Genomic DNA, 21204 nt, shown 5'->3' on the forward strand with positions numbered 1-21204 from the left:
CGCGCGGCGGCGCCGCAATAGAGACAAAGGTCATCAGTCGACCCCGGGCCCAATGACCTGACGCAGGGGACCAAGGACCCTGGCGCGCGATCCACGCATGCCCGAAGGTCCAAGTAACAGTTGGAGAGGCGAAGAACAATGACCCAGACGATGGTCGACAGCAAAGTGCTGACCCGGGCGGTGGAGCTCGCCTGCCGCGCCCCCTCGCTGCACAACAGCCAGCCATGGCGATGGGTTGCCGGCGGCCCGACCGTCGACCTCTTCGCCGACCCGCACCGCATGGTTTCCTCGGCCGACAGCTCGGGACGCGAGTCCATCATCAGCTGCGGCGCGGTGCTCGATCACTTCCGGGTCGCAATGGCCGCCGAGGGGTGGGTCGCCGGCGTCGACGAGTTTCCCAATCCCAACAACCCCGACCACCTGGCCTCCATCGACTTCGTCTCGGCCGACTACGTCGCCGTGGCGCGACGAGACCGCGCGGCGGCGATCCTGCGTCGCAGGACCGACCGGCGTCCGTTCGGCGCCCCGAAGGGGTGGGCGTCCTTCGAGCCGGTGCTGCGGAGCGCCTTCAACCCCGACCTGGCCGCCCTCGACGTACTGGCCGACGACGCACTGCCGCGGCTGGTCGAGGCCGCGCACCTCAACGAGGCGCTGCGGCGCTACGACGACCTCTACCATCACGAATTGCGTTGGTGGACAGCACCCGGCAGGCACGACGACGGCATACCTCAGACCGCCCTGGTCAACGAGGCGCAGCCCCGTACCGACGGCGTGAACCGCCGATTCCCCGCCGACGGGCACGCCCGGGGGAGCTCGGCGAGCCTCCACGACCAAGCGAAGATCGTTGTCCTGTCCACGCCGGGGGACAGCCGCGCGGACGCGTTCCGGTGCGGCCAGGCCCTTTCGGCGGTTCTGCTCGAGTGCACCATGGCCGGACTGGCGACCTGCACCGTGACACACGTGACGGAGCTGCAGGCCAGTCGCGACATGATTTCCGAGCTCCTACCCGAGACCGAAGCGGTGCCCCAAGTCCTGATCCGGGTCGGCACCGCGTTTTCGGGCAAGGGCGCTCCCGAACCGACGCCGCGCCGGCCGGTGCGCGAGGTCTTGGAGATGCGCTGATAACGCGATAAGGAAGCGCCACAATACCTTCGAAGGGAGATGATAGTGAATGCCGATGCGGGTGACTGGCTCGTCATCAAGAGTGGCACGATCGGGCGACCGGATCTGCGCGGGTTGATCACCTCGGTGCGTTCACCGAATGGCGAACCGCCGTACCGGGTCCGGTGGCTGGCCACCGGGGAGGAGGCGACCGTGTTCCCCGGTCCCGACGCGATCGTCGTGACGGCCGCCGAACAGAAGGCCGCCGACGAGCGGGCACGCTCACGCTTTGCCGGGGTACAGGCCGCCATCCGGGATCACGCTCGGAGCGGGCAGGAAGCCAAATGAACTCCACCGCAAACGGATCCTCGTCGATGACCGATGCCGACGTCGATGAGATCGCGTTCGAGTTCCTGCACTCGCCCTACGCCGGTGACACCTATCTCGACTGGAACCTGGACAAGCGCCTCGACGGCTTTCTCCGCCACCGCGGACTGCCCCGGCTGGTGGACGACGGCGACGCCTACGACCTGATCCTCAACCGGGTCATGGCCTATATCGGCGAGCTGCGCCGCAAAGACTGAGCCGACGAACGACCCGCAAGCCTGGGACTTCGGGCCCTACCGGCAATTACGGCGGGCTGGTCGGATGAATTCGTCGATGGTCAAGATCTAGGAGACTGCCATGACTACAGGCGCGGTGTGTGATGACCAGAGCAGCTGATGCCACCCGACGCTCGCCGCGGCGGGTGTTCCGTGACCGCGCCGAGGCCGGCCGCGTGCTGGCGAGCCTCCTCGGTGCCTACCGCGATCGGCACGATGTGATCGTGCTGGGCCTGGCGCGCGGCGGCATACCCGTCGCATGGGAGGTGGCGGCGGCGCTGCATGCCCCGCTGGATGCCTTCATCGTGCGCAAGCTCGGTGCCCCCGGCCATGAGGAGTTCGCCGTGGGGGCGTTGGCGAGCGGGGGCCGCGTCGTGGTCAACGACGACGTCGTGCGCGGCCTGCGTATCACCCCGCAGGAACTGCGTGCCGTCGCCGAGCGTGAAGGCCGGGAACTGATCCGGCGCGAGGCCGCCTATCGCGACGGGCGTCCGCCCGTGGACGTGGCAGGCAAGACGGTGATCCTGGTCGACGATGGATTGGCCACCGGTGCAAGCATGTTCGCGGCGGTCCAGGCGCTCCGCGAGGCCGAGCCCGCGCACATCGTCATCGCCGTGCCGGCGGCCCCGGAGTCGACGTGCCGGGAATTCGCCGGTCAGGTCGACGACGTCGTATGCGCGAGCATGCCCACTCCTTTTCTCGCGGTCGGGGAGTCGTTCTGGGATTTCCGGCAAGTGACCGACGAAGAGGTCCGCCGGCTCCTCGCGACGCCGACGACCGGCACCCCGGCGAGGGTCGCGGAGCGGACCCCGGCCGAGGTGATCGCCCGGGTGGCCGTCGATGCGCCGGCGGGCGTCCCGCCGCGTGACGCGCTGGAGGAGTTGATCGGCGATGCGCGCATCGTGTTGATCGGCGAGAGTTCGCACGGCACACACGAGTTCTACGAGGCCCGCGCGGAAATCACGAAGTGGTTGATCGAGGAGAAGGGCTTCTGTGCCGTCGCGGCGGAGGCGGACTGGCCCGACGCCTACCGGGTGAATCGCTACGTTCGCGGCATCGGTGACGACACCAGTGCCGACGAGGCGTTGAGCGGATTCGAGCGGTTCCCCGCGTGGATGTGGCGCAATACCGTCGTGCGTGACTTCGTCGAGTGGCTGCGCACCCGAAACCGGCTGCACGTAAACAACGGGCAGCGGCAGGCCGGCTTCTACGGGCTGGATCTCTACAGCCTGCACCGGTCGATGCAGGAAGTGATCGGCTACCTCGACAACGTCGACCCCAAGGCGGCGGCGCGGGCGCGCGAACGCTATGCCTGCTTCGACCACACCTCGGCGGACGACGGCCAGGCGTACGGCTTCTCGGCCGCCTTCGGCGCCGGCCCATCGTGTGAACAGGAAGCCATCGATCAACTGGTCGACATGCAGCGCAACGAACTGGCGTACGCGCGCAGGGACGGTCTGCTCGCCGAGGACGAATTGTTCTACGCCCACCAGAACGCCCAAACGGTGCACAACGCGGAGGTTTACTACCGGGCGATGTTCAGCGGGCGAGTCACCTCGTGGAACCTGCGCGACAAACACATGGCCCAGACGCTCGAGGCGCTGCTGAAGCATCTGGACCGCCACCAAGACATCCCCTCGGCGCGAATCGTCGTGTGGGCCCACAACTCTCACGTCGGGGACGCCCGCGCCACCGAAGTCTGGGCCGATGGACAACTCACACTGGGCCAACTGGTCCGGCAGCGGCACGGCGACGAGGCGCGCCTGGTCGGCTTCAGCACCTACACGGGCACGGTCACCGCCGCCAGCGACTGGGGTGGCATCGCCGAACGTAAGGTCGTGCGCCCGGCGCTCAACGGAAGCATCGAAGAACTCCTGCACGAGACACACAGGAGCGAATTCCTGGTGTCGGCACACATCAGCCCGGGGGCCGCGGAACCGCTGAGCGCGGTCCGGTTGGGGCGCGCCATCGGCGTGATCTACCGCCCGGAGACCGAACGGCAGAGCCATTACTTCCACGTCCGCCCCGCCGACCAGTTCGACGCGATGATCCACATCGATAGGACCCGGGCGCTGGAACCCCTTGAGGTCACCAGCCTCTGGATCGCCGGCGAAACGCCGGAAACGTACCCGAGCGGCCTCTAACCCCCGCGGAGCCAACCAAAATGGAGATGCCTTCCGACCCGGTTCGCCGAACTCGAATCGTGACGTTGACCATGAATCCCGCGCTCGACATCACGACGAGTGTCGGCGTCGTGCGGCCGACCGATAAGTTGCGCTGCTCTGCGACGCGTTACGACCCGGGCGGAGGCGGCATCAACGTCGCCCGGATCGCGAAGGTCCTTGGTAGCTCGGTGCTGGCGGTGTTTCCCGCGGGCGGCTCGCACGGGGGTCTCGTCACGACCCTGCTCGGCGAGGCGGAAGTCCCGTTCCGGCAGGTTCCGATCGCTGCCCAAACGCGCGAGAGTTTCACCGTCAACGAGACCAGCACCGGCCAGCAATACCGGTTTGTGCTGCCCGGACCGGAGCTGACAGTCCTCGAGCAGGAGCAATGCCTCGACCAATTGCGGGTGGCAGCCCAATCGGCCGAAGTCGTTGTGGCAAGCGGAAGTCTGCCACCGGGTGTACCTGCCGACTACTATCAGCGGGTTGCCGACCTCTGCCGGCAGATGGGCGTCAAGCTCGTCCTGGACACCTCCGGCGGCGGCTTGCAGCACATCTCCTCAGGGGTATTCCTGCTCAAGGCGAGCGTGCGAGAACTCAGGGAATGCGTCGGTCGCCGGCTCGCCACCGAGTCCGAGCAGCTTGATGCCGCCCACCAACTCATCGACAGTGGCCGCGCACAAGTCGTCGTGGTTTCCCTGGGTTCCTATGGCGCGCTGCTGGCGACACGCCATGCCAGCCAGCGGTTTCCGGCGGTTCCGATGCCAGGGGGGAGTGGTGTCGGGGCGGGCGATGCGATGGTCGCCGCGATCACGGTGGGCCTCACGCAGGGGTGGCCGCTGGCCAAGTCGGTTCGTTACGGGATCGCGGCGGGCGCGGCGATGCTGATGACACCCGGTACGGAGGTGTTTGAACGGGCCGACATAGAGCGATTGTTCGAGCTGGTCGCCGAACCGGCAGAGGTGGGGACGAACGACTTCGCGGCTGAGGCCTAACGACCCCTGCTGAGCGGGCGCGGCCGCAATAGCCTGAAATTGCGCGATCGGAACAATCAGGAGCCGACATGAGCCAGCTGGACGCCAAGGCGGTGATCGTGGGCGTCAACGGCTCTCAGGCCGCGGTCAACGCCGCGAAGTGGGCGATCGACGAGGCGATAGGTCGGCAGCTGCCACTTCGCCTGGTATATGTGATGCCGCGCAGACCGGCGCGCCCCGGATCGGCGCCGCGTTCCGAATGGGAGGTCGAACGCGGCGAAATGGCGCTGGCCGAAGCGGAGTGCGCCATACAGAGCGAACGGAAGCCGGTCGAGATCGAGACGGCGATCGTCTCCGGCGATCCCGCGGAGGCGTTGATCAACCAATCCCGGGACGCGGCCCTGGTGTGTGTCGGCACCGCCAGGCGCGGATGGGCATCCGACGGGCTGTTGGGCCCGACAGCCACGGGTCTGGTGGCGCGGGCGCACTGCCCGGTCGCGATCATTCGTACTTCCGACGGATTGCCGACGGAGCTCGGTGTGATCGCCGTCGTGCTCACCGATGAGCCCGACAACGACGAGGTGGTGCACCAAGCCATGGAGGAAGGGCGGCGCCGCCACGCCATCGTGCGCCAAATCGACCGGCGAGTGAACAGCTGGGTCCGCCGCTATCCGGACGTCCGCGTCCAGACGGTGGCCGCGGGGACCGGCGCGAAATACGGCGGAAAGCCCGGTAGCGCAATCGAACTGGCGGTGGTGGGTAGTGCCGACGCGGAAGAGATGTCCGCGCTGGCCACCCCGAACTGCCATCCGATCGTCGGCTACCCCGACTGCTCGGTGCTTGTCGTCCGCCACTGAGGCCCGATGACGCAGCCAGCCAGAACCAAGTCGATCGTCGCCGGTGTCGACGGTTCCAAAGCGGCGATACGCGCGGCGCTGTGGGCGGTCGACGAGGCGGCGAGTCGTGACGTTCCGCTACGCCTGCTGTGCGCGACCGACCCCGGGGACGGCGAACAATCCGCGCAGCTGGCGGTCCGCCAGGCGGTGACGGCGATCCGAGCCGCGGGCACGCCGGTGCAGATCGAGACGGAGATCGTCCACGGACCCGCGGTCGGATCGCTGATCCGCTCGTCGGCGTCGGCCGCGATGGTCTGCGTGGGCGCCGTCGGACTGCGCCACTTTCAGCCGGGCCGCGTCGGCTCCACCGCGGCGGCACTGGCCGTATCGGCCCGCTGTCCGGTGGCGATCGTCCGGGGTCGCGACGGTCATCGCGGGCGGCCCGCAGAAAGCGCCGTCGTCGAGATAGCCGGGTCCCCGGATTCGGTGCTGCTCGGAGCCGCCATCGAAGAGGCGGTGCTGCGCGGCGCCGCGCTCGAGGCGGTCGTCTCGCGGCGAACGGGGCGGGCCGAACACGGTGATACCGAGGCCGATCGCCGCGCACTCGCCGACCTGGATCGCCGCCTGTCCGGGTGGAAGCGACGCCATCCGCAGCTACGGGTCGAATCGATGGCGATACACGTCGGCCTGCTGGACTATCTGGCCGGACACCGTGGACCGGTCGGCTTGGTGATCGTCGGCGCCGACAATCGTCAGCACGTCGCCGAGCTTGTCGGACCCGTCGGCAGTTCGGTGATGGCGGACGCGAACTGTTCGCTGTTGATCGTGAATCGGCAACATTTGTGAAATTTGTACGATAGTTAATGTGTGATAGGGAGGTCCCACGACCGGCGGAAGGATTCTTGATGGTCAAGGTTTTCCTGGTCGATGACCATGAGGTCGTCCGGCGCGGCCTCGCCGATCTCCTGGCGGCGGACCCCGAGCTCGAGATCGTCGGCGAGGCGGGCTCCGTCTCCGAGGCGAAGGCGCGGATACCGGCGCTGCAACCCGACGTCGCCGTCCTTGACGTGCGGCTTCCCGATGGCAACGGCATCGAATTGTGCCGCGACCTGGTGTCCGATCACCCCGATCTGCGCTGCCTGATGCTGACGTCGTTCACCTCCGACGAAGCGATGCTGGAGGCGATTCTGGCCGGCGCCAGCGGTTACGTGGTCAAGGACATCAAGGGCATGGAGCTGGCCCACGCCATCAAGGAGGTCGGCGCCGGCAAATCCCTGCTGGATAACCGCGCGGCGGCCGCCCTGATGGCCAAGCTCCGCGGCGCGGCGGAGCGCGAAGACCCGCTGTCCGGGCTTACCGAACAGGAGCGGACGCTGCTTGGCCTGCTCAGCGAGGGCCTGACCAACCGGCAGATTGCCGCGCGGATGTTCCTCGCCGAGAAGACGGTGAAGAATTACGTGTCGCGGTTGCTGGCCAAACTCGGCATGGAGCGCCGGACGCAGGCGGCGGTGTTCGCGTCCAAGTTGGACCAACGGCCCGGCCATCCCACCGCGCCGCCGGAATAGGCGAGACGTCACGCCACCGACAACAGCCATTCGCTTGGGTGCTTGACATTTTGCGATTAGGCTGATCTTGATATTCAAGCGTTTGGTGTGTGGCGGAGGTCTATCGGGGTGACGAGCGACGACGGCGGCTCGGCATTCGCCGGACTCGGCCAGCGGGGCCTGGTCAGCAGGATGCACCAGCAACTCGACGAGATGCTGGCGGCCCGCGACCAGATGGAACAGCTGCTGCGGGTCATCGTCGAGATCGGCGCGGGCCTCGACCTCGACGCCACGCTGCACCGGATCATTGGCGCGGCCAGGAGGTTGGCCTCCGCCCCCTACGGCGCGCTGGCCATCCGCGACCCCGAGGGCAACCTGCTCTCGTTCGTCCACGAGGGGATGGATGCCGACACGGTGGCCAAAATCGGGCACCTGCCGGTGGGCAAGGGCCTGCTCAGCCTGTCGGTGATGGACACGCCGGCGTTGCGGATGGACGACCTGACCTCCCATCCGGCCGCCGTCGGGTTTCCCGAGCACCACCCCCCGATGCGCGGCTTCCTCGCGGTGCCGATCACCATTCGAGGCACCGTGTTCGGCAACCTCTACCTCACCCACGTCGAGCCGCAGCGGACATTCTCCGAGTCCGACGAGGTGGCCGCTCGCGCCCTGGCGTTCGCCGCCGCGATCGCGATCGACAACGCGCAGGTGTTCGAACGCGAGCGGACGGCCGCGAAGTGGATGGAGGCCAGCCGCGAGATCACCACCGCGCTGCTGTCCAGCGCCGAGCCGCACCGGCGCCCGCTGCAGCTGATCGCCGAACGTGCCCGGGCCCTGACCGACGCCGAGCAGGCGATCGTCCTGGTGCCGGCCGATCCCGACCTGCCCGACGACGAGGTCGACACGCTGGTGGTCTCGGCGGCGGTGGGCGTGCACGCCGCCGAGGTCGTAGGCCAACAGGTCCCGGTGGAGGGTTCCACCAGCGGGGCCGTTTTCCGGTCCGGCGAACCGCTGATCACCGAGACGTTGCGGTACCCGATTCAGGCATTCACCGATGTCGGGCAGCGGCCGGCCATCCTGATGCCGCTGCGCGCCCGCGACGAAGTCGTCGGCGTGATCGCCATCGCCCGCGGCAGCCACGAGGCACCCTTCGACGACAGCTACCTCGATCTGGTCAGCGATTTCGCCACACATGCCGCGATGGCGCTCGTGCTCGCGTCGGCCCGCGACGACGCGCGCCAGCTGACCATCCTGGCCGAGCGCGAACGCATCGCCCACGACCTGCACGACCACGTCATCCAGCGGCTTTTCGCCGCCGGCATGGACCTGCAGGGAACCCTGGCCCGGGCGCGCTCCCCGGAGGTGGCCGACCGGCTCAACCGCACGCTGGACGATCTGCAAACCATCATCGAGGAGATCCGCACGACGATCTTCCAGCTGAAATCCCCCTCGGGTAAGAACGACTTCCGGCAGCGCATCCAACAGGTGGTCGCCGACCTGACCGAGAACCGGGACATCGTGACCACCGTGCGCATGCACGGGCCCATGACCGCCGTCGGCGGCGAGCTTGCCGACCACGCCGAGGCCGTGAGCACAGAAGCGGTCAGCAATGCCCTGCGTCATTCGGGGGCATCGCGGCTGACCGTCGAGATCAGCGTCGCCGACATGTTCGTCCTCGACATCGTCGACAACGGCTCCGGCATACCCCACGGCAACACGCGGCGCAGCGGCCTGGCCAACATGAAGCGCCGCGCCGAACGACTGGGCGGGGCCTGCGAGATCACCGGCCCCCCGGAGGGTGGTACCCGGGTGCACTGGGTGGCCCCGCTGATCGACCAATAGCGGTCGCCCCGAACGGGACCAATGGGAGGGGCCATGGGGTCTAACGGCCCTGCCCGGCCGCGCCGCCGCGCAATATCGTCGGAGATTGTGAGTAATCGATCGGTGGACGCCGCGGCTACTGCTCGGTTGCTTGATGGCCGCCTGGTGTCGTTGCGTCCCTTGACCGTCGCCGACGCCGAGGCCGTTTCGGCGCTGCATCAACACCTGTCCGATCACGACCGGTACTTTCGTTTCTTCACGCTGCAGCTGTCGCCGCTGCACGAACTCGTAACCAAGCTCACCGAGCCGGCGGACGGGTTGTACGCCCTCGGTGCCTTCGACGCCGATCGGCTGATCGGCGTGGCCCACTACGTCGTCGTCGACGACCCGAACGCGGCCGAGGTCGCGGTCGTGGTCGCCCACCAAGACCATTCGGTGGGCGTGGGCACGACCCTGCTCAAGCACCTGGCCCCGATCGCCCGCGCCCACGGAATCGGGCGGTTCGTCGCGGACGTCCTCGGCGAGAACCACCTCATGCTCACGGTCTTCTTCGATCTCGGCTGGCCTTGCCGGCCAATCGATTACGGATCCATTCGGCACCTCGAGATCGAGCTGCCCCAATTCGACGAAACGCCGGCGTAGAGGAGCGGAAAATGACGGCAGACGCGAAAGAATACGGAGTATTGGTTTGTGTTGACGGGTCGGCCGCATCCGACGCCGCCGTCGCCTGGGGGACACGCGAGGCCATCATGCGTGACCTGCCGATCACGCTGATGTACGTCGTTCCGCCCATCGTGGTCGGCTGGCCGGTGGGGCAACTGTATGCCGAGATGCCCGACTGGCAACAGGACAGCGCTCAGCATGTGATCGACCAGGCCCGCAAAACACTCAGCGCCAGCCTGGGCGCGTCCGAATCGCCCGAAATACACACCGAGACGGTCTATTCCGCCATTGTCCCGGCGCTGATCGAGGCCTCCAAGAAGGCCTGTTTGCTGGTCGCCGGAAACCAGGGACTGGGAGCGGTGGGCCGCTTGCTGCTGGGCTCGGTAACCACGGGACTCGTGCACTACGCCCATTGCTCGGTCGCGGTAATCCACACCGGCGACAAGGCGGACCCGGACCCCGCCGCGCCCGTGGTGCTGGGCATCGACGGATCCCCTTCCTCCGAAGAGGCGACCGCCCTGGCCTTCGACGAAGCCTCGCGCCGCGGGGTGGGGCTGGTGGCCCTGCACGTGTGGAGCGACGTGGGCGTATTCCCCATCCTCGGCATGGACTGGCATGACCGGGAGCAAGAGGCGCACGAGATCCTCGCCGAACGCCTGGCCGGCTGGCAAGAACGCTATCCCGACGTGCACGTCGAGCGGAAACTGTTCTGCGACAAGCCGTCCGAATGGCTGCTTAAGGAATCCGAACACGCCCAACTGGTGGTGGTCGGCAGCCGCGGCCGGGGTGGGTTTCCCGGCATGCTGCTCGGCTCGGTGAGTTCGGCGGTGGCCCAGTCGGCGCGGGTGCCCGTGCTGGTCGTCCGCTGACAATCAGGATCGATGCCCGCAAAGGAGGCTTCCCATGATCGAGCTGCTCCCGGACATGCCGGAGAAAGTGATCGGCATCCGCGTGTCGGGCCGGCTGCGCGGTGACGAGCTGCGCGACTTCAAGCCCGAAATAGACCAGGTGCTCCAGACGGGCGAGGTCAGGATCGTCGAGGTCATCGCGTCCGACTACGAGGGATTCGGGCCGGGTGGGTTCCTCGAGGATCTCAAGCTGGGCTTCGGCACCGTTCTGCCGCACCATTCGGCGTTCAAGCGGATCGCGGTGGTCTCCGACAAGGACTGGGTCGCTCCCGTCCTGCACGCAGTGGCGTGGATGGTTCCCGGCGAGATCGCCGTGTTCTCACTTGACGAGCTGGACCGCGCCAAGGATTGGGCGGCCGGGTAGCCGCCGTCAGTCGCGGACGACGAGCACCGAACATCCGGTGTGACCGCCCGGATGCGGGGTGATCGGCCCGACCATGCGGGCGACCCTGTCGGCATCCTCGCTGCCCACCACCGCGAGCTGAACGGGTTCTTTTGTGCGCGTGAGGAATTCGGCAGCCCCGCGCCTCGCCGCGGCGGGTTGGACGTGCACCTGGCGATGCTGCGATACCCAGGGTCCGAGCCGCTGATCGAGCTGGTGGTAGGGAATCTCGCCGAGGCCCCACCGCCAGACGCCCATCGCCAAGATCGGTGCGTCACGAAGGCGTGCCTCGCGGAACCCGTGCTCGAGCACCGCATCGTTGGCGTCCGACTCCTCGACGGCCACGGCCACGTATCCGCCATCCGGATCGGCGCCGTCGCGGCTGCTCCGGATGACGGCCACCGGGCAGTGCGCCTTCTTCACCAGGGTATGCGCGGTCGAGCCGAGGACCTTGCGGGCCACCCAACCAGTCCCCAACGAACCCACGCACACCATTGCGGCGTCGCGTGATTCGTCGATCAACGCGTCCTCCGAGGAACCGCGGACGACGTCGCATTCGACCTTGACCGGCATGCCCATCTCCTGCAGTGCCGCGTCGGCGGCGCGCAACGACGATTGGGCGTATTCGATGTCCAAGCCGTCGTCACCCGCGCGCCGTCGCGGTATGGCATGGATCAGCCGGAGCGGGATGTTGCGGCTGACGGCCTCGGCGGCTGCCCATTTGGCCGCATTGATCGCGGCGTCCGAGCCGTCGATACCTACCACGATCCGCTGCGACGACTGCGGATTGTTCATCAAGTCCTCCTCTATGACTGACCACCGGGACATCGATGGCCCGTCACTGGCCACGTTATGGGCAGACGGCTTGGTTCAGCAGGGTCGTTCGACCCACGTTCGGAGGAATTGGTCACCCCGGCTTCAGGCGACCTCGACCGTGTGCCCGGGCGCCAGCTGCTGCAATCGGCCACGGCATTCCACCGCGACCGATGCACTGTTGCCCGCCTCGGAGGTCAGCTCGGCTGCTCGCCCGCTGACCCGAAGGTGTAGCCGCTGGCCGCGATATAGGAAGGGAAACTCGATGGAGCCCAACGTATCCGGCCATTGCGGGCTGAGGATCAGCCGGTCGTCGCGGGTTTCGAGTCCGGTGAAACACCGTTGCAGCAGATCGATGCTGCCGGCCATCGCGGCCAGGTGTATCCCTTCCGACGTGGTGCCGCCCTGGATGTCGGCGACGTCGGAAGCCAATACCTGCACGAAGTACTTCATGGCGTGATGCCGGTTGCCACGGGTGAGGACCCACGCATGTACGACGGCGCTCAGGCTGGAACCGTGGGAAGTGCGTTTGAGGTAGTAATCCACGGTTTCCGGGATCTGCTCGGGCGCGAAGCGGTAACCGAGCCGGCCCAACAGAGCCAGCAACTCGTCCGACGACAGCAAGTAGAACAGCATCAGCGCATCGGCCTGCTTGGACGCCTTATAGTTGTTGACGCTGTCGTTCTCGGCCTCCAGGATGCGGTCGAGCCGCTGGATGTTCCCGTACCGCCGCCGGTACTCCTCCCAATCCAGTTCCGCCAGTTCGGCATAACCTTCGAACTGGCTGATCACACCGTCATGGAAGGGCACGAACATCCGGCGCGTCACGCGGTCCCACCTATCGAGTTCGTCGGCGGTGAGATCCACCTTCGCCACCAGATCGAGTCGGTCCCGCAGCGGTAACAGATCGAGCGCGTCCATCGCCCGCATGATCACCCAGACGGCCATCACATTGGTGTATGCGTTGTTGTCGATGCCGTCGTATTCCTTGCCGGGGTAACCCGAATGGAATTCATCGGGTCCGATGACGCCACGGATCGTGTAGCGTCCGCGGGTCTCGTCCAGTTTCGCCAGACCGGCCCAGAACCGCGCGATCTCCACCAGCATCTCGGCCCCGTAGTCGACAAGCAACTGGCGGTCACCCGACACCTGATAGTGCTGCCAGAGGTCATAGGCGATGGAGAGACCGACATGATGCGCGCGGCCGCTCGGATCCGGGTTCCACCGCCCGGACTGCGGATTGAGGTGCATCTCCTGGCTGACCTCTCGGCCGTCGCTACCCGACTGCCAGGGATACATCGCGCCGAGGTGACCCGCCACCCGCGCTGCGCGGCGGGCCTCGGGCAGCCGCCGATACCGGTAAAGCACCAGTGACCGGGTGACGTTCGGCATTCGCACGCCGAGAACCGGGGCCACGAATAACGCGTCCCAGAAAACGTGCCCGCGGTACGCCTCGCCGTGTAGGCCCCGCGCGGGGACGCCGGCGTCGAGGTCGGCGGTGTGCGGCGAGATCGTCTGCAGCAGGTGCACCGAGTGCAGCCGCAGGATGCGCAGCGCGTCGGCGCTGTCGGTGCCGTCGGTCAGGCCGATGGCGCATTGTTCCCACAGCAGAGCCCACGCCCGGGCATGCTGACGATGCAGCTCGGCGTATCGGCCGGCGGAGTCGAGGTGCAGCTGGGCGGTGCTCGCCGGTTCCGAGATGGCGCTGTCCCGGCTCGTGAAGATGGTCGCGACCTTTTCCAGCGTGACCGATTGCCCCACCGCGAGCGCGACCTGGATGTCGTGCCCGCCGCGGCCGGCTTCCCGCACGATTTTGTATTGCGCAACGGCCCGAGCGTCGTCGCACCACGCGGTGCTGCGCGCGGCCACCGCGATGCTGATGCGTGATTGCGACGTTTCGGTGCGCAATATCGCCGAGTCGGCCGCGGACTCGTCGACCACGGTTGACGCGAGGTGCGTGCTCGACAACGAACGGTAGCGCTCGACCATGCTATTGCACACGTTGCCGTCCAGCACTGACCGGAATTCGACTGTGCCCGACCAGTTCTCAGCAACTATCGTGGTTTGCATGGCGAGTAGGTGCGGCTGGTCCATGGACGCGAACCGTTCTTGGGTCATGGCTGTGATCTGGCCCGCGCCGTCCCGGAATCGCAGGGTGCGGGTCAACGTCGCATGCCTCAGGTTGAACGTCTGCCGGTAGGACAACAATTCGGTGTCGTCAATGTGAAACCAAGGACCGCCGTTGATCCGGAAGGTCAGCGAGAGCCAGTTGGGGAGGTTGACCAGGCTTTCGTTCTCGATGGTCCGGCCGGCGATGCGATCGACCAGCGTGTTGTAGACGCCGGCCACATACGTCCCCGGGTAATGCGCCTCGGCTGCCGTAGCCTCCGGGGCGCAGCCACGGGTGGCGACGTAGCCGTTACCAACGGTGCACAGTGTTTCGCGCAGTCGCTCGTACGCGGGGTCATATCCCTCGTAGACCAGCTCCCACGGATCGCTTGGCTCGGCCGCCGCGTGGAGATCGTTGGCCAGGCGCCGGATGAAATCACACACTGCGGACGGACTCACCAGGCTGAACAGCGCGGCGCAGGGGCGATCCCCGTCCTCGTTGTGCCGCAACGCAATTCCGATGCCGTCGAATTGGACGGCGTCGAAGGCGTCCTCGTCGGCAAGGTCTTCGCCGACATAGATCGGTAGCACGGTGCCGCTGCCCGTTCCCTCGATGTGTTCGAGGATCCAGTTGAGCGTCCTGCCCTTGTCCCCATCGACCCTGGGCCGAAGTTCGATGAGTCTGCGCCCCGCTGTGATCCGCAGGCCCTGGGATCGGCCGAGCTTGCGTGTCGCCGCGATCACGTGGTCGACCTGTTCGGGGTCGACGTTTCGGTAGTGAACCGCGACGGCAAAGCGCTTGTGCTCCAAGCGGATTCCGGGGATGTCGCCGAGCAGCTCCGCTAGTCGGTGGGCCGCGCGTGCCAGGGCGGCGGTGGCACCGATGGCCGCGGCGTTCTCGTGGTGGGTGCCGTCCGGTGCCACGAGCTCGAGGCCGTGACTGCCCGCGTACCAGATTCCCTCGACGTTCACGCGTTCGCGAAGATCGCCCAGATCGCGGCCGCTTATCACCGCGACGGGGCACTGGGTAGCCAGCGCGCGCAGCGCTTCGGCGGCGCCCTCGACCAGGGTGGCGGCCTCCGGCTCGGCGACGATCTCGGACAGCGTGCCGTCGAAGTCGAGGAACACCGCCGGGCGTCGGCTGGCCACCAGTTCCTTCAACTGGCTGTAGACAGCCATCGCGTCGGCGATGGTGGACAACGGTTTGCCGCCGGACTGCACCGAGACCTCGGCAAGATCGCCGACGACGATGTCCGCTCCGCGGGACAGCAATTCGCCGACTCCTCCGTTGCGCTCCAGACCGATGACGAGGCCGAAGCCGGCATCCCGGCCGGCCGCGATTCCCGCGTCGCTGCAGTCGATCAGGACGCAACGGCCCGGCCGCACGCCCAGGCGCGCCACGGTCATGGTCAGCGCCGCATCGGCGCGCTCGCCGGCGCCGGCGGCGCAGACGAGTTCGTCGACCCCCGCGGCGCGCAGCACGGCTTCGCAGTCCCGGGTGGACGAATAGGCGGCGGTGGCGACGTCGACGTCGCGCACTCGCTGCAGAAATCCGGCGGTCGAACCGCGGGCTTCAACCACCCCCGGTGCCGGCTCCACGACAACACAGTCGAGCCCGAGAATCACCGCGTCGTGGTAGCGCCTATCGACCGTGACAGGCCATTCGGTCACCTCTGTGACGATGCCACAGCACCGGCGCTGGTCAAGGCCCTTGGGCGCAAGGGGGCCTGATGGCCATGCGGTTGGTGACTAAAGCCTCATGATCGACGGCCGTTCCCGCCATAGCGTTTTGGGCAAGGAGAGGGAGAACACCATGTCCGTACTCGCAAACCACCATGGCATCGTCGTCGGAATCGACGGGTCGCCGGCCTCGAACGCCGCCGTCTGTTGGGCGGCCCGTGACGCCGCGATGCGACACGTCCCGCTGACCGTGGTCCACATGGTGAACGCGTTGGTGCCGATGTATCCGGCCCTGCCACTGTCGACCGGCGTGGCGGTGTGGCAGGAGGAGCAAGGCCGGGAGGTCCTCGAGCAGGCGGTCAAGATCGCCGAAGAGTCCGTCACCACGGACCGCAAGGTCGACGTCCGAAGCGAGCTGAGGTGCGCGCCCCCGGTGCCCACGTTGGTCGAGATGTCCAAAGATGCCGAGATGATCGTCGTCGGCAGCAACGGACGCGGGGCGATGGGCAGGCTGCTGTTGGGTTCGGTGAGCAGCAGCGTGGTCCGCAGCGCGCGTTGCCCGGTCGCGGTCGTCCGCGACGAAGACCCGTTGATGCCACACCCCCAGCAAGCCCCGGTGCTCGTGGGCATCGAGGGCTCACCCGCATCGGACGTTGCGGTGGCCGTCGCTTTCGACGAGGCGTCGCGACGTGGTGTCGAGCTGACGGCGCTGCACGCCTGGAGTGACGTCGACGTCTTCGAACTGCCAGGAGTGGATTGGTCGGCCGTGCGGGGGGAAGCCGAGCGGAGCCTGGCCGAACAACTGGCCGGCTGGCAGGAACGCTATCCCGACGTGACCGTGAACCGGGTCGTCGTTTCCGACCGGCCGGCCCGCCAGCTCATCGAACAGTCGGAATCCGCCCAACTCGTCGTCGTGGGCAGCCATGGCCGCGGCGGCCTGTCCGGCATGTTGCTGGGCTCGGTCAGCAACGCCGTGGTCCACTCGGTCCGGATGCCGGTGGTCGTCGCGCGGCCGTCCTAGGGTCGCGCCGCCGCCGTGCCGTATCTCGATGTGCACGAAACCCACACGGGTGTCGTCATTCTCGCCGGTGACCGCGCATACAAAGCCAAGAAGCCGGTGCTGACCGACTTTCTCGACTTCCGCTTACCGCAGCAGCGCGAGCACGCCTGCCGCCGGGAGCTCGAGCTCAACAGCCGGCTCTCGCCCGAGAGCTATCTCGGCGTCGCCCACCTCACCGACCCGCTCGGCGGGCAGGCCGAGCCGGTCGTTGTCATGCGGCGCTACCGCGACGAGGACCGCCTCGCCCACCTGGTGGCCCACGACACTTCAGAGTCCGTGCACCGAGTTTTGGACGCGGTGGCGGCGGTGTTGGCCCGCTTCCACGAACGCGCCGAGCGCGGCGAGCGGATCGACGCCCAGGGCGATGCCGCCGCGATCGAGTGGCGCTGGCGGGAGAACCTGTCCGAATTGGAACGGTATGCGAACAAATCGATTCCGGGCATAGCCGAAAGCGAGGTAGCTCATGTGCAGCGCCTCGCGTCCCAGTTCATTGCCGGGCGCGCGGGGCTGTTCTCGCGGCGCATCCGCGATGGGCGCATCGTCGATGGGCACGGCGACCTGCTCGCCGACGACATCTTCTGGGTCGGCGGCACCCCCGCGCTGCTGGACTGCCTGGAGTTCGACGACCGGCTGCGCCACGTCGACTGCATCGACGACGCCGCCTTCCTCGCGATGGACCTGGAATTCTTGGGCCACAAGGACTTCGGCGACTACTTCCTGCAGCGTTACGCCGAGCATGCGGGTTGGGCGCCGCCGCGGGCGCTGTCCGACTTCTACATCGCCTACCGGGCCGCGGTGCGGGCGAAGGTGGACTGCGTCCGGGTTTCGCAGGGCAGCCCCGGCGCATCCGACGACGCCGCCCGCCACCTGGCCATCGCCACCCGGCACCTGCAGAGCGGCACCGTTCGGCTTGCGCTCGTCGGCGGCAACCCGGGCACCGGAAAGTCCACCGTGGCCCGGGGGCTGGCCGAATCGTATGCGGCGCAGCTTATTTCCACCGACGATGTGCGCCGGGAGCTTCGGGAGTCGGGTGCCATCGCCGGTGAGCCCGGCGTGCTGAACGCCGGGCTCTACAGCCCCGACCAGGTCGCGGTGGTCTACGAGACCACTCTGCGCCGCGCGCGGCAGTTGCTGGGCGAGGGCCACTCGGTGATCCTCGACGGCACCTGGCGCGATCCGCGGACGCGCGAGGAGGCTCACCGGCTGGCCACCGAGACGCACTCGGCGCTCGTCGAATTCGTGTGCTCGGCGACGGCCGACGTGGCGGCCGACCGGATCAAAACCAGGCCCGCGGGCAATTCGGAGGTGACCCCGGAGATCGCCGCCGCCCTGGCCGCCGGGTACGCCGACTGGGACGGCGCGCACCGGATCGATACCTCGCGGCGCGCGGACCTCGTCGCTCGCGAGGTGCACGACCTCTGGGGGCGCGCTACGTAACACCCCAGGAGGTTCCAACGTCCCGGCCGTCGGGGACCAACGGCCCTGCCCGCACCCGCCGCGTGGGGCATACAGTTTGCCTCAGCGAAATCGACGAAATGGTGGAGATGGACGCGAAAGTGCCGACAGCGAAGGTCATCCGGGACGCGGTGACGCTCGCCTGCCGCGCGCCTTCGCTGCACAACAGCCAGCCCTGGCGGTGGGTGGCGGACGGCACGAGGCTGCACCTGTGGGCCGACCCGCGCCACGCGATGCACGCCACCGACCACACCGGCCGGGAGCTGATCCTCAGCTGCGGCGCCGTCCTCGACCACCTGCGGGTCGCCATGGCCGCCGCGGGCTGGGACAGCGTCACCGAACGTTTTCCCACCGAGGGCAGACCGGATCACCTCGCGAGGGTGGGCTTTTTGCCCGTGCAGAACGTGACGGCGCAGTGCCGGCTGCGGGCCGACGCGATCCTGCGGCGCCGCACCGACCGACTGCCCCTGGGCGCACCGACCGCGTGGCCCACGCTGCATTCGGCCCTGAGCCGCGCGGTGACCCCGTACGACGTGTTGCTGGACGTGGTCGACGACGACGAGCGACCGAGCCTGGCCGAGGCGTCGCGGCTCACCGAGCAGTTGCGCCGAAGCGATACCTCCTACCTGACCGAATTACGTTGGTGGACCTCGCCCTTCGAAGCGAACGGTGACCACGTGCCCGAGAGCGCCCTGGTGTCCAGTTCAGAGGCCGAGCGCGTGGACATCGCCCGCGCGTTCCCGCCGGCGGGCGGGGGCCGCCGCCGCGCCGCGATCGATCAGGACCATTCCAAGATCGTGGTCCTGTCCACCCATGACGACGATGCGCCGGCCGAAGTGCTGCGCTGCGGTGAGGCGCTGTCGGCGGTGCTGCTCGAATGCACTTTGGCCGGCATGGCCACCTGCACGCTGACCCACATGACGGAGATGTCGCTGAGCCGCGACATCATCAGGCAGGTCACCGGCGGCTCCGGCCAGCCGCAGCTGCTGATCCGGGTCGGCCGGTCACCGGCCACGGACCCACACGCGAAACCCACCGCCCGGCGTCCGGTGACCGAAGTCCTCGAGATGCGTGGGTGACCGAAATGCGAAGGAGGTGGCATCGATGACTCGGCACTGGCTGGTGATGGAAACAACCGGGGAAACAACCGGGAGGGACGGTGCGGCCCCCTTCGTCGCGCGGGTCGCGGCCGCGGGCCGGCATCTGCCCGGAACCCACCTGACGACCGACGAGCTTATGGCGTCCACCCGCCACCGCACCCACATCGACCTGGAACGGCTGACCGGGATCCGCGAACGCCGGGTGTCGGTGGGCGATGAGGACTCCTACACCCTGGCCAGCTCGGCGGCACTGAACTGCCTGGCCACCGCGCAGCAGGATCCAGCGGCGCTGGACGTGGTGATCAGCTGCAGCATCACCAAGTTCCGCGACGGGCTGACCCAGTGGCTCGAGCCGACCATGAGCAGCGCCGTGGCGCGCGGGATCGGGGCGGTGAACGCGATGACGTTCGACGTGTCCAACGCGTGCGCCGGAATGCTCACGGGCGTAACGATTTTGAATAACTGGATCCGCGAGGGCGTCGTCGAGCGCGGGCTCGTCGTCAGCGGCGAGTACATCTCGCAGCTTTCCAACAACGCCGCCCGGCACATCCGCAACATCATGAGCAAGGAGCTGGCCTGCCTGACGCTGGGCGATGCCGGCGCGGCGCTGCTGCTCGAGCGGGCACCGGCCGGTTCGGCCGGCATCGCCCTGGCGGGCTTCACCACCGTCGCCGACTACAGCCGGCTCTGCCTGGCGTATCCGCAGGGGGACGACCCGGGGGCGCGGATGTTCACCAACTCCCGCGCCATCCAGAAGGCCGCGATCGCCGACACGCCGCTGCTGTTGAGCGAAGTGCTTGACACCGTTGGTCTTTCGATCCACGACATCGACCACGTCATCACCCACCAGACGTCCGCGCGCGCCATCCGCAAGGGCATGGCCCGGATGTCGGAGGTGTTCGGTGACAGCCCGCGCCACGACGCGGTGATCACCGTCGACCGCTACGGAAACACCGCCTCCACCACCCACACGGTGGCGCTCGTCGAGGAACTCGAGGCCGGGCGGATCAGGCCCGGGGAGCGAATCGCGTTGCTGGCGTTGGCCTCCGGACTGGAGATCGGTGTGGTCTTGTTGACCCTGGACGAGGATGTGGTGAGCCGCTATGGGAACGGTGATTGATCGGATCGACGTCTCGCATCCGCGGCTGCGGGGGCGCCACAGCGCCTTGCACCTGGCCGTCGTCGCCGCCAAGGACTGCCTGAAGCGGGCCGGATGCGAGGCGAAAGACCTCGACCTCGTCGTCAACGCCGGCATCTACCGCGACCGCAACCTCGGTGAGCCGGCGCTCGCCGCGCTGATCCAGGACGACATCGGCGCCAACCCGGAGGACCCGCACGCCGGTGCCCACGGCACCTTCTCGTTCGACATCGCCAACGGCACATGCGGGCTGCTGACGGCGCTGCAGATCGTCGATGGGTTCATGCGCAGCCGCGCCATCCGGCGCGCGCTGGTGGTCGCCAGCGACGCCGACCCCGGGCACGGGATGAGTGAGCACTTCGGATTCTCGGCCGCCGGCGCGGCGATGCTGTGCGGCTGGTCCGACGACGACTACGGCCTCAGCCGGGTATCCTGGGTGAACGACCCGAGTGAAGCCGGCGACGAAAACTTCAGCGCCACGGTGGGTTTCGCCGACTCCCGCAACGTCCTGCGCTTCTCCGAGTCGGCGGCGATGGACGAGCGGTTCGCGGCGGCGGCCGGGCGGGCGGTGTCGGCGTGCCTTGCCGAGCAGTCAGTTCGGCTGTCCGAGGTCGACGCGATCGTCGCCGCCCCCGCCCGGCCCGGATACCGCACCGCGCTGGCTGCCCGGCTGGGCTTGCCGGTCGAGGCGATCAGCGTCGCCGACGACGCACGCATGCACACCGCCGCCCTGGCCGCCGCGTTCGGGCAGCGGGCCGAGCGGTTGCCGGCGGGCGCGCGGGTCGTGTTCGTCGCGGCCGGGGCCGACGTCGTCGCCGGCGCCGCCCTGTATCGCCAGCCACCGCGACCCTGAGGATCC

19 protein-coding genes are annotated in these 21204 nt (G+C 68.0%); 17 read left to right on the top strand and 2 right to left on the bottom strand.

What is annotated here, in order from left to right; all coding sequences use genetic code 11:
* Positions 1-138: 138 nt before the first annotated feature.
* The 12 genes from A5756_RS04460 (at position 139) to A5756_RS04515 (ending at position 10972) form a co-directional block, all read left to right on the top strand.
* Positions 139-1122: an NAD(P)H nitroreductase gene (locus A5756_RS04460; protein WP_066947815.1), complete on the top strand. Its 984-nt coding sequence runs from the start codon at positions 139-141 to the stop codon at positions 1120-1122.
* Positions 1123-1167: 45 nt separating this feature from the next.
* The gene (locus A5756_RS04465; RefSeq protein WP_066947902.1) at positions 1168-1449 is read left to right on the top strand and encodes a DUF1918 domain-containing protein; all 282 of its coding nucleotides are present in this window, start codon (positions 1168-1170) and stop codon (positions 1447-1449) included.
* Positions 1446-1685, top strand: coding sequence for a hypothetical protein (locus A5756_RS04470; RefSeq protein WP_066947818.1), 240 nt, complete (start codon positions 1446-1448; stop codon positions 1683-1685). The genes A5756_RS04465 and A5756_RS04470 overlap by 4 nt, the downstream gene beginning before the upstream one ends.
* 122 nt (positions 1686-1807) lie before the next feature.
* Positions 1808-3847, top strand: a complete 2040-nt coding sequence (locus A5756_RS04475; protein ID WP_066947821.1) for an erythromycin esterase family protein — start codon at positions 1808-1810, stop codon at positions 3845-3847.
* A gap of 20 nt (positions 3848-3867) precedes the next feature.
* On the top strand, positions 3868-4860 hold the full coding sequence (locus A5756_RS04480) for a 1-phosphofructokinase family hexose kinase (protein WP_066947825.1): 993 nt from the start codon (positions 3868-3870) through the stop codon (positions 4858-4860).
* A gap of 68 nt (positions 4861-4928) precedes the next feature.
* Positions 4929-5696: a universal stress protein gene (locus A5756_RS04485; protein WP_066947828.1), complete on the top strand. Its 768-nt coding sequence runs from the start codon at positions 4929-4931 to the stop codon at positions 5694-5696.
* 6 nt (positions 5697-5702) lie between these two features.
* Positions 5703-6521 carry a universal stress protein gene (locus A5756_RS04490; protein WP_066947833.1) on the top strand — a complete coding sequence of 273 codons (819 nt, stop codon included), beginning with the start codon at positions 5703-5705 and terminating at the stop codon, positions 6519-6521.
* A gap of 59 nt (positions 6522-6580) precedes the next feature.
* Positions 6581-7240 carry a response regulator transcription factor gene (locus A5756_RS04495; protein WP_066947836.1) on the top strand — a complete coding sequence of 220 codons (660 nt, stop codon included), beginning with the start codon at positions 6581-6583 and terminating at the stop codon, positions 7238-7240.
* 171 nt (positions 7241-7411) lie between these two features.
* Positions 7412-9058, top strand: coding sequence for a GAF domain-containing protein (locus tag A5756_RS04500; RefSeq protein ID WP_197505514.1), 1647 nt, complete (start codon positions 7412-7414; stop codon positions 9056-9058).
* An 87-nt stretch (positions 9059-9145) separates the two neighbouring features.
* Positions 9146-9679: a GNAT family N-acetyltransferase gene (locus A5756_RS04505; protein WP_197505738.1), complete on the top strand. Its 534-nt coding sequence runs from the start codon at positions 9146-9148 to the stop codon at positions 9677-9679.
* A gap of 11 nt (positions 9680-9690) precedes the next feature.
* Complete coding sequence (locus tag A5756_RS04510) at positions 9691-10569, top strand: universal stress protein (protein WP_066947845.1); 879 nt, start codon at positions 9691-9693, stop codon at positions 10567-10569.
* 34 nt (positions 10570-10603) lie between these two features.
* Positions 10604-10972 (top strand): STAS/SEC14 domain-containing protein, encoded by a 369-nt coding sequence (locus tag A5756_RS04515; RefSeq protein WP_066947849.1) that lies wholly within the window; start codon positions 10604-10606, stop codon positions 10970-10972.
* Between the two features lie 6 nt (positions 10973-10978).
* On the opposite strand, the gene A5756_RS04520 is transcribed toward A5756_RS04515, so the two are convergent.
* Entirely contained in the window at positions 10979-11785 is an 807-nt protein-coding gene (locus A5756_RS04520) for a universal stress protein (protein ID WP_066947852.1), read from the bottom strand.
* A gap of 123 nt (positions 11786-11908) precedes the next feature.
* Positions 11909-15583, bottom strand: coding sequence for a trehalose-phosphatase (gene otsB / locus A5756_RS04525; RefSeq protein WP_232005320.1), 3675 nt, complete (start codon positions 15581-15583; stop codon positions 11909-11911).
* 142 nt (positions 15584-15725) lie between these two features.
* Between otsB and A5756_RS04530 the strand changes: the two genes are divergently transcribed.
* From A5756_RS04530 to A5756_RS04550, 5 genes are all read left to right on the top strand, one after another.
* Positions 15726-16613, top strand: coding sequence for a universal stress protein (locus A5756_RS04530; RefSeq protein ID WP_066947910.1), 888 nt, complete (start codon positions 15726-15728; stop codon positions 16611-16613).
* Positions 16614-16628: 15 nt separating this feature from the next.
* Complete coding sequence (locus A5756_RS04535) at positions 16629-18089, top strand: bifunctional aminoglycoside phosphotransferase/ATP-binding protein (RefSeq protein WP_156659226.1); 1461 nt, start codon at positions 16629-16631, stop codon at positions 18087-18089.
* Positions 18090-18187: 98 nt separating this feature from the next.
* On the top strand, positions 18188-19186 hold the full coding sequence (locus A5756_RS04540; protein ID WP_082959985.1) for an NAD(P)H nitroreductase: 999 nt from the start codon (positions 18188-18190) through the stop codon (positions 19184-19186).
* A 25-nt stretch (positions 19187-19211) separates the two neighbouring features.
* Positions 19212-20327 carry a 3-oxoacyl-ACP synthase III family protein gene (locus A5756_RS04545; RefSeq protein ID WP_066947916.1) on the top strand — a complete coding sequence of 372 codons (1116 nt, stop codon included), beginning with the start codon at positions 19212-19214 and terminating at the stop codon, positions 20325-20327.
* Positions 20311-21198: a 3-oxoacyl-ACP synthase gene (locus A5756_RS04550; RefSeq protein ID WP_066947861.1), complete on the top strand. Its 888-nt coding sequence runs from the start codon at positions 20311-20313 to the stop codon at positions 21196-21198. Before A5756_RS04545 ends, A5756_RS04550 begins: the two co-directional genes overlap by 17 nt.
* Positions 21199-21204: the final 6 nt, after the last annotated feature.

It is taken from the genome of Mycobacterium sp. 852002-53434_SCH5985345, from assembly GCF_001667155.1.
Classification (GTDB): Bacteria; Actinomycetota; Actinomycetes; order Mycobacteriales; family Mycobacteriaceae; genus Mycobacterium.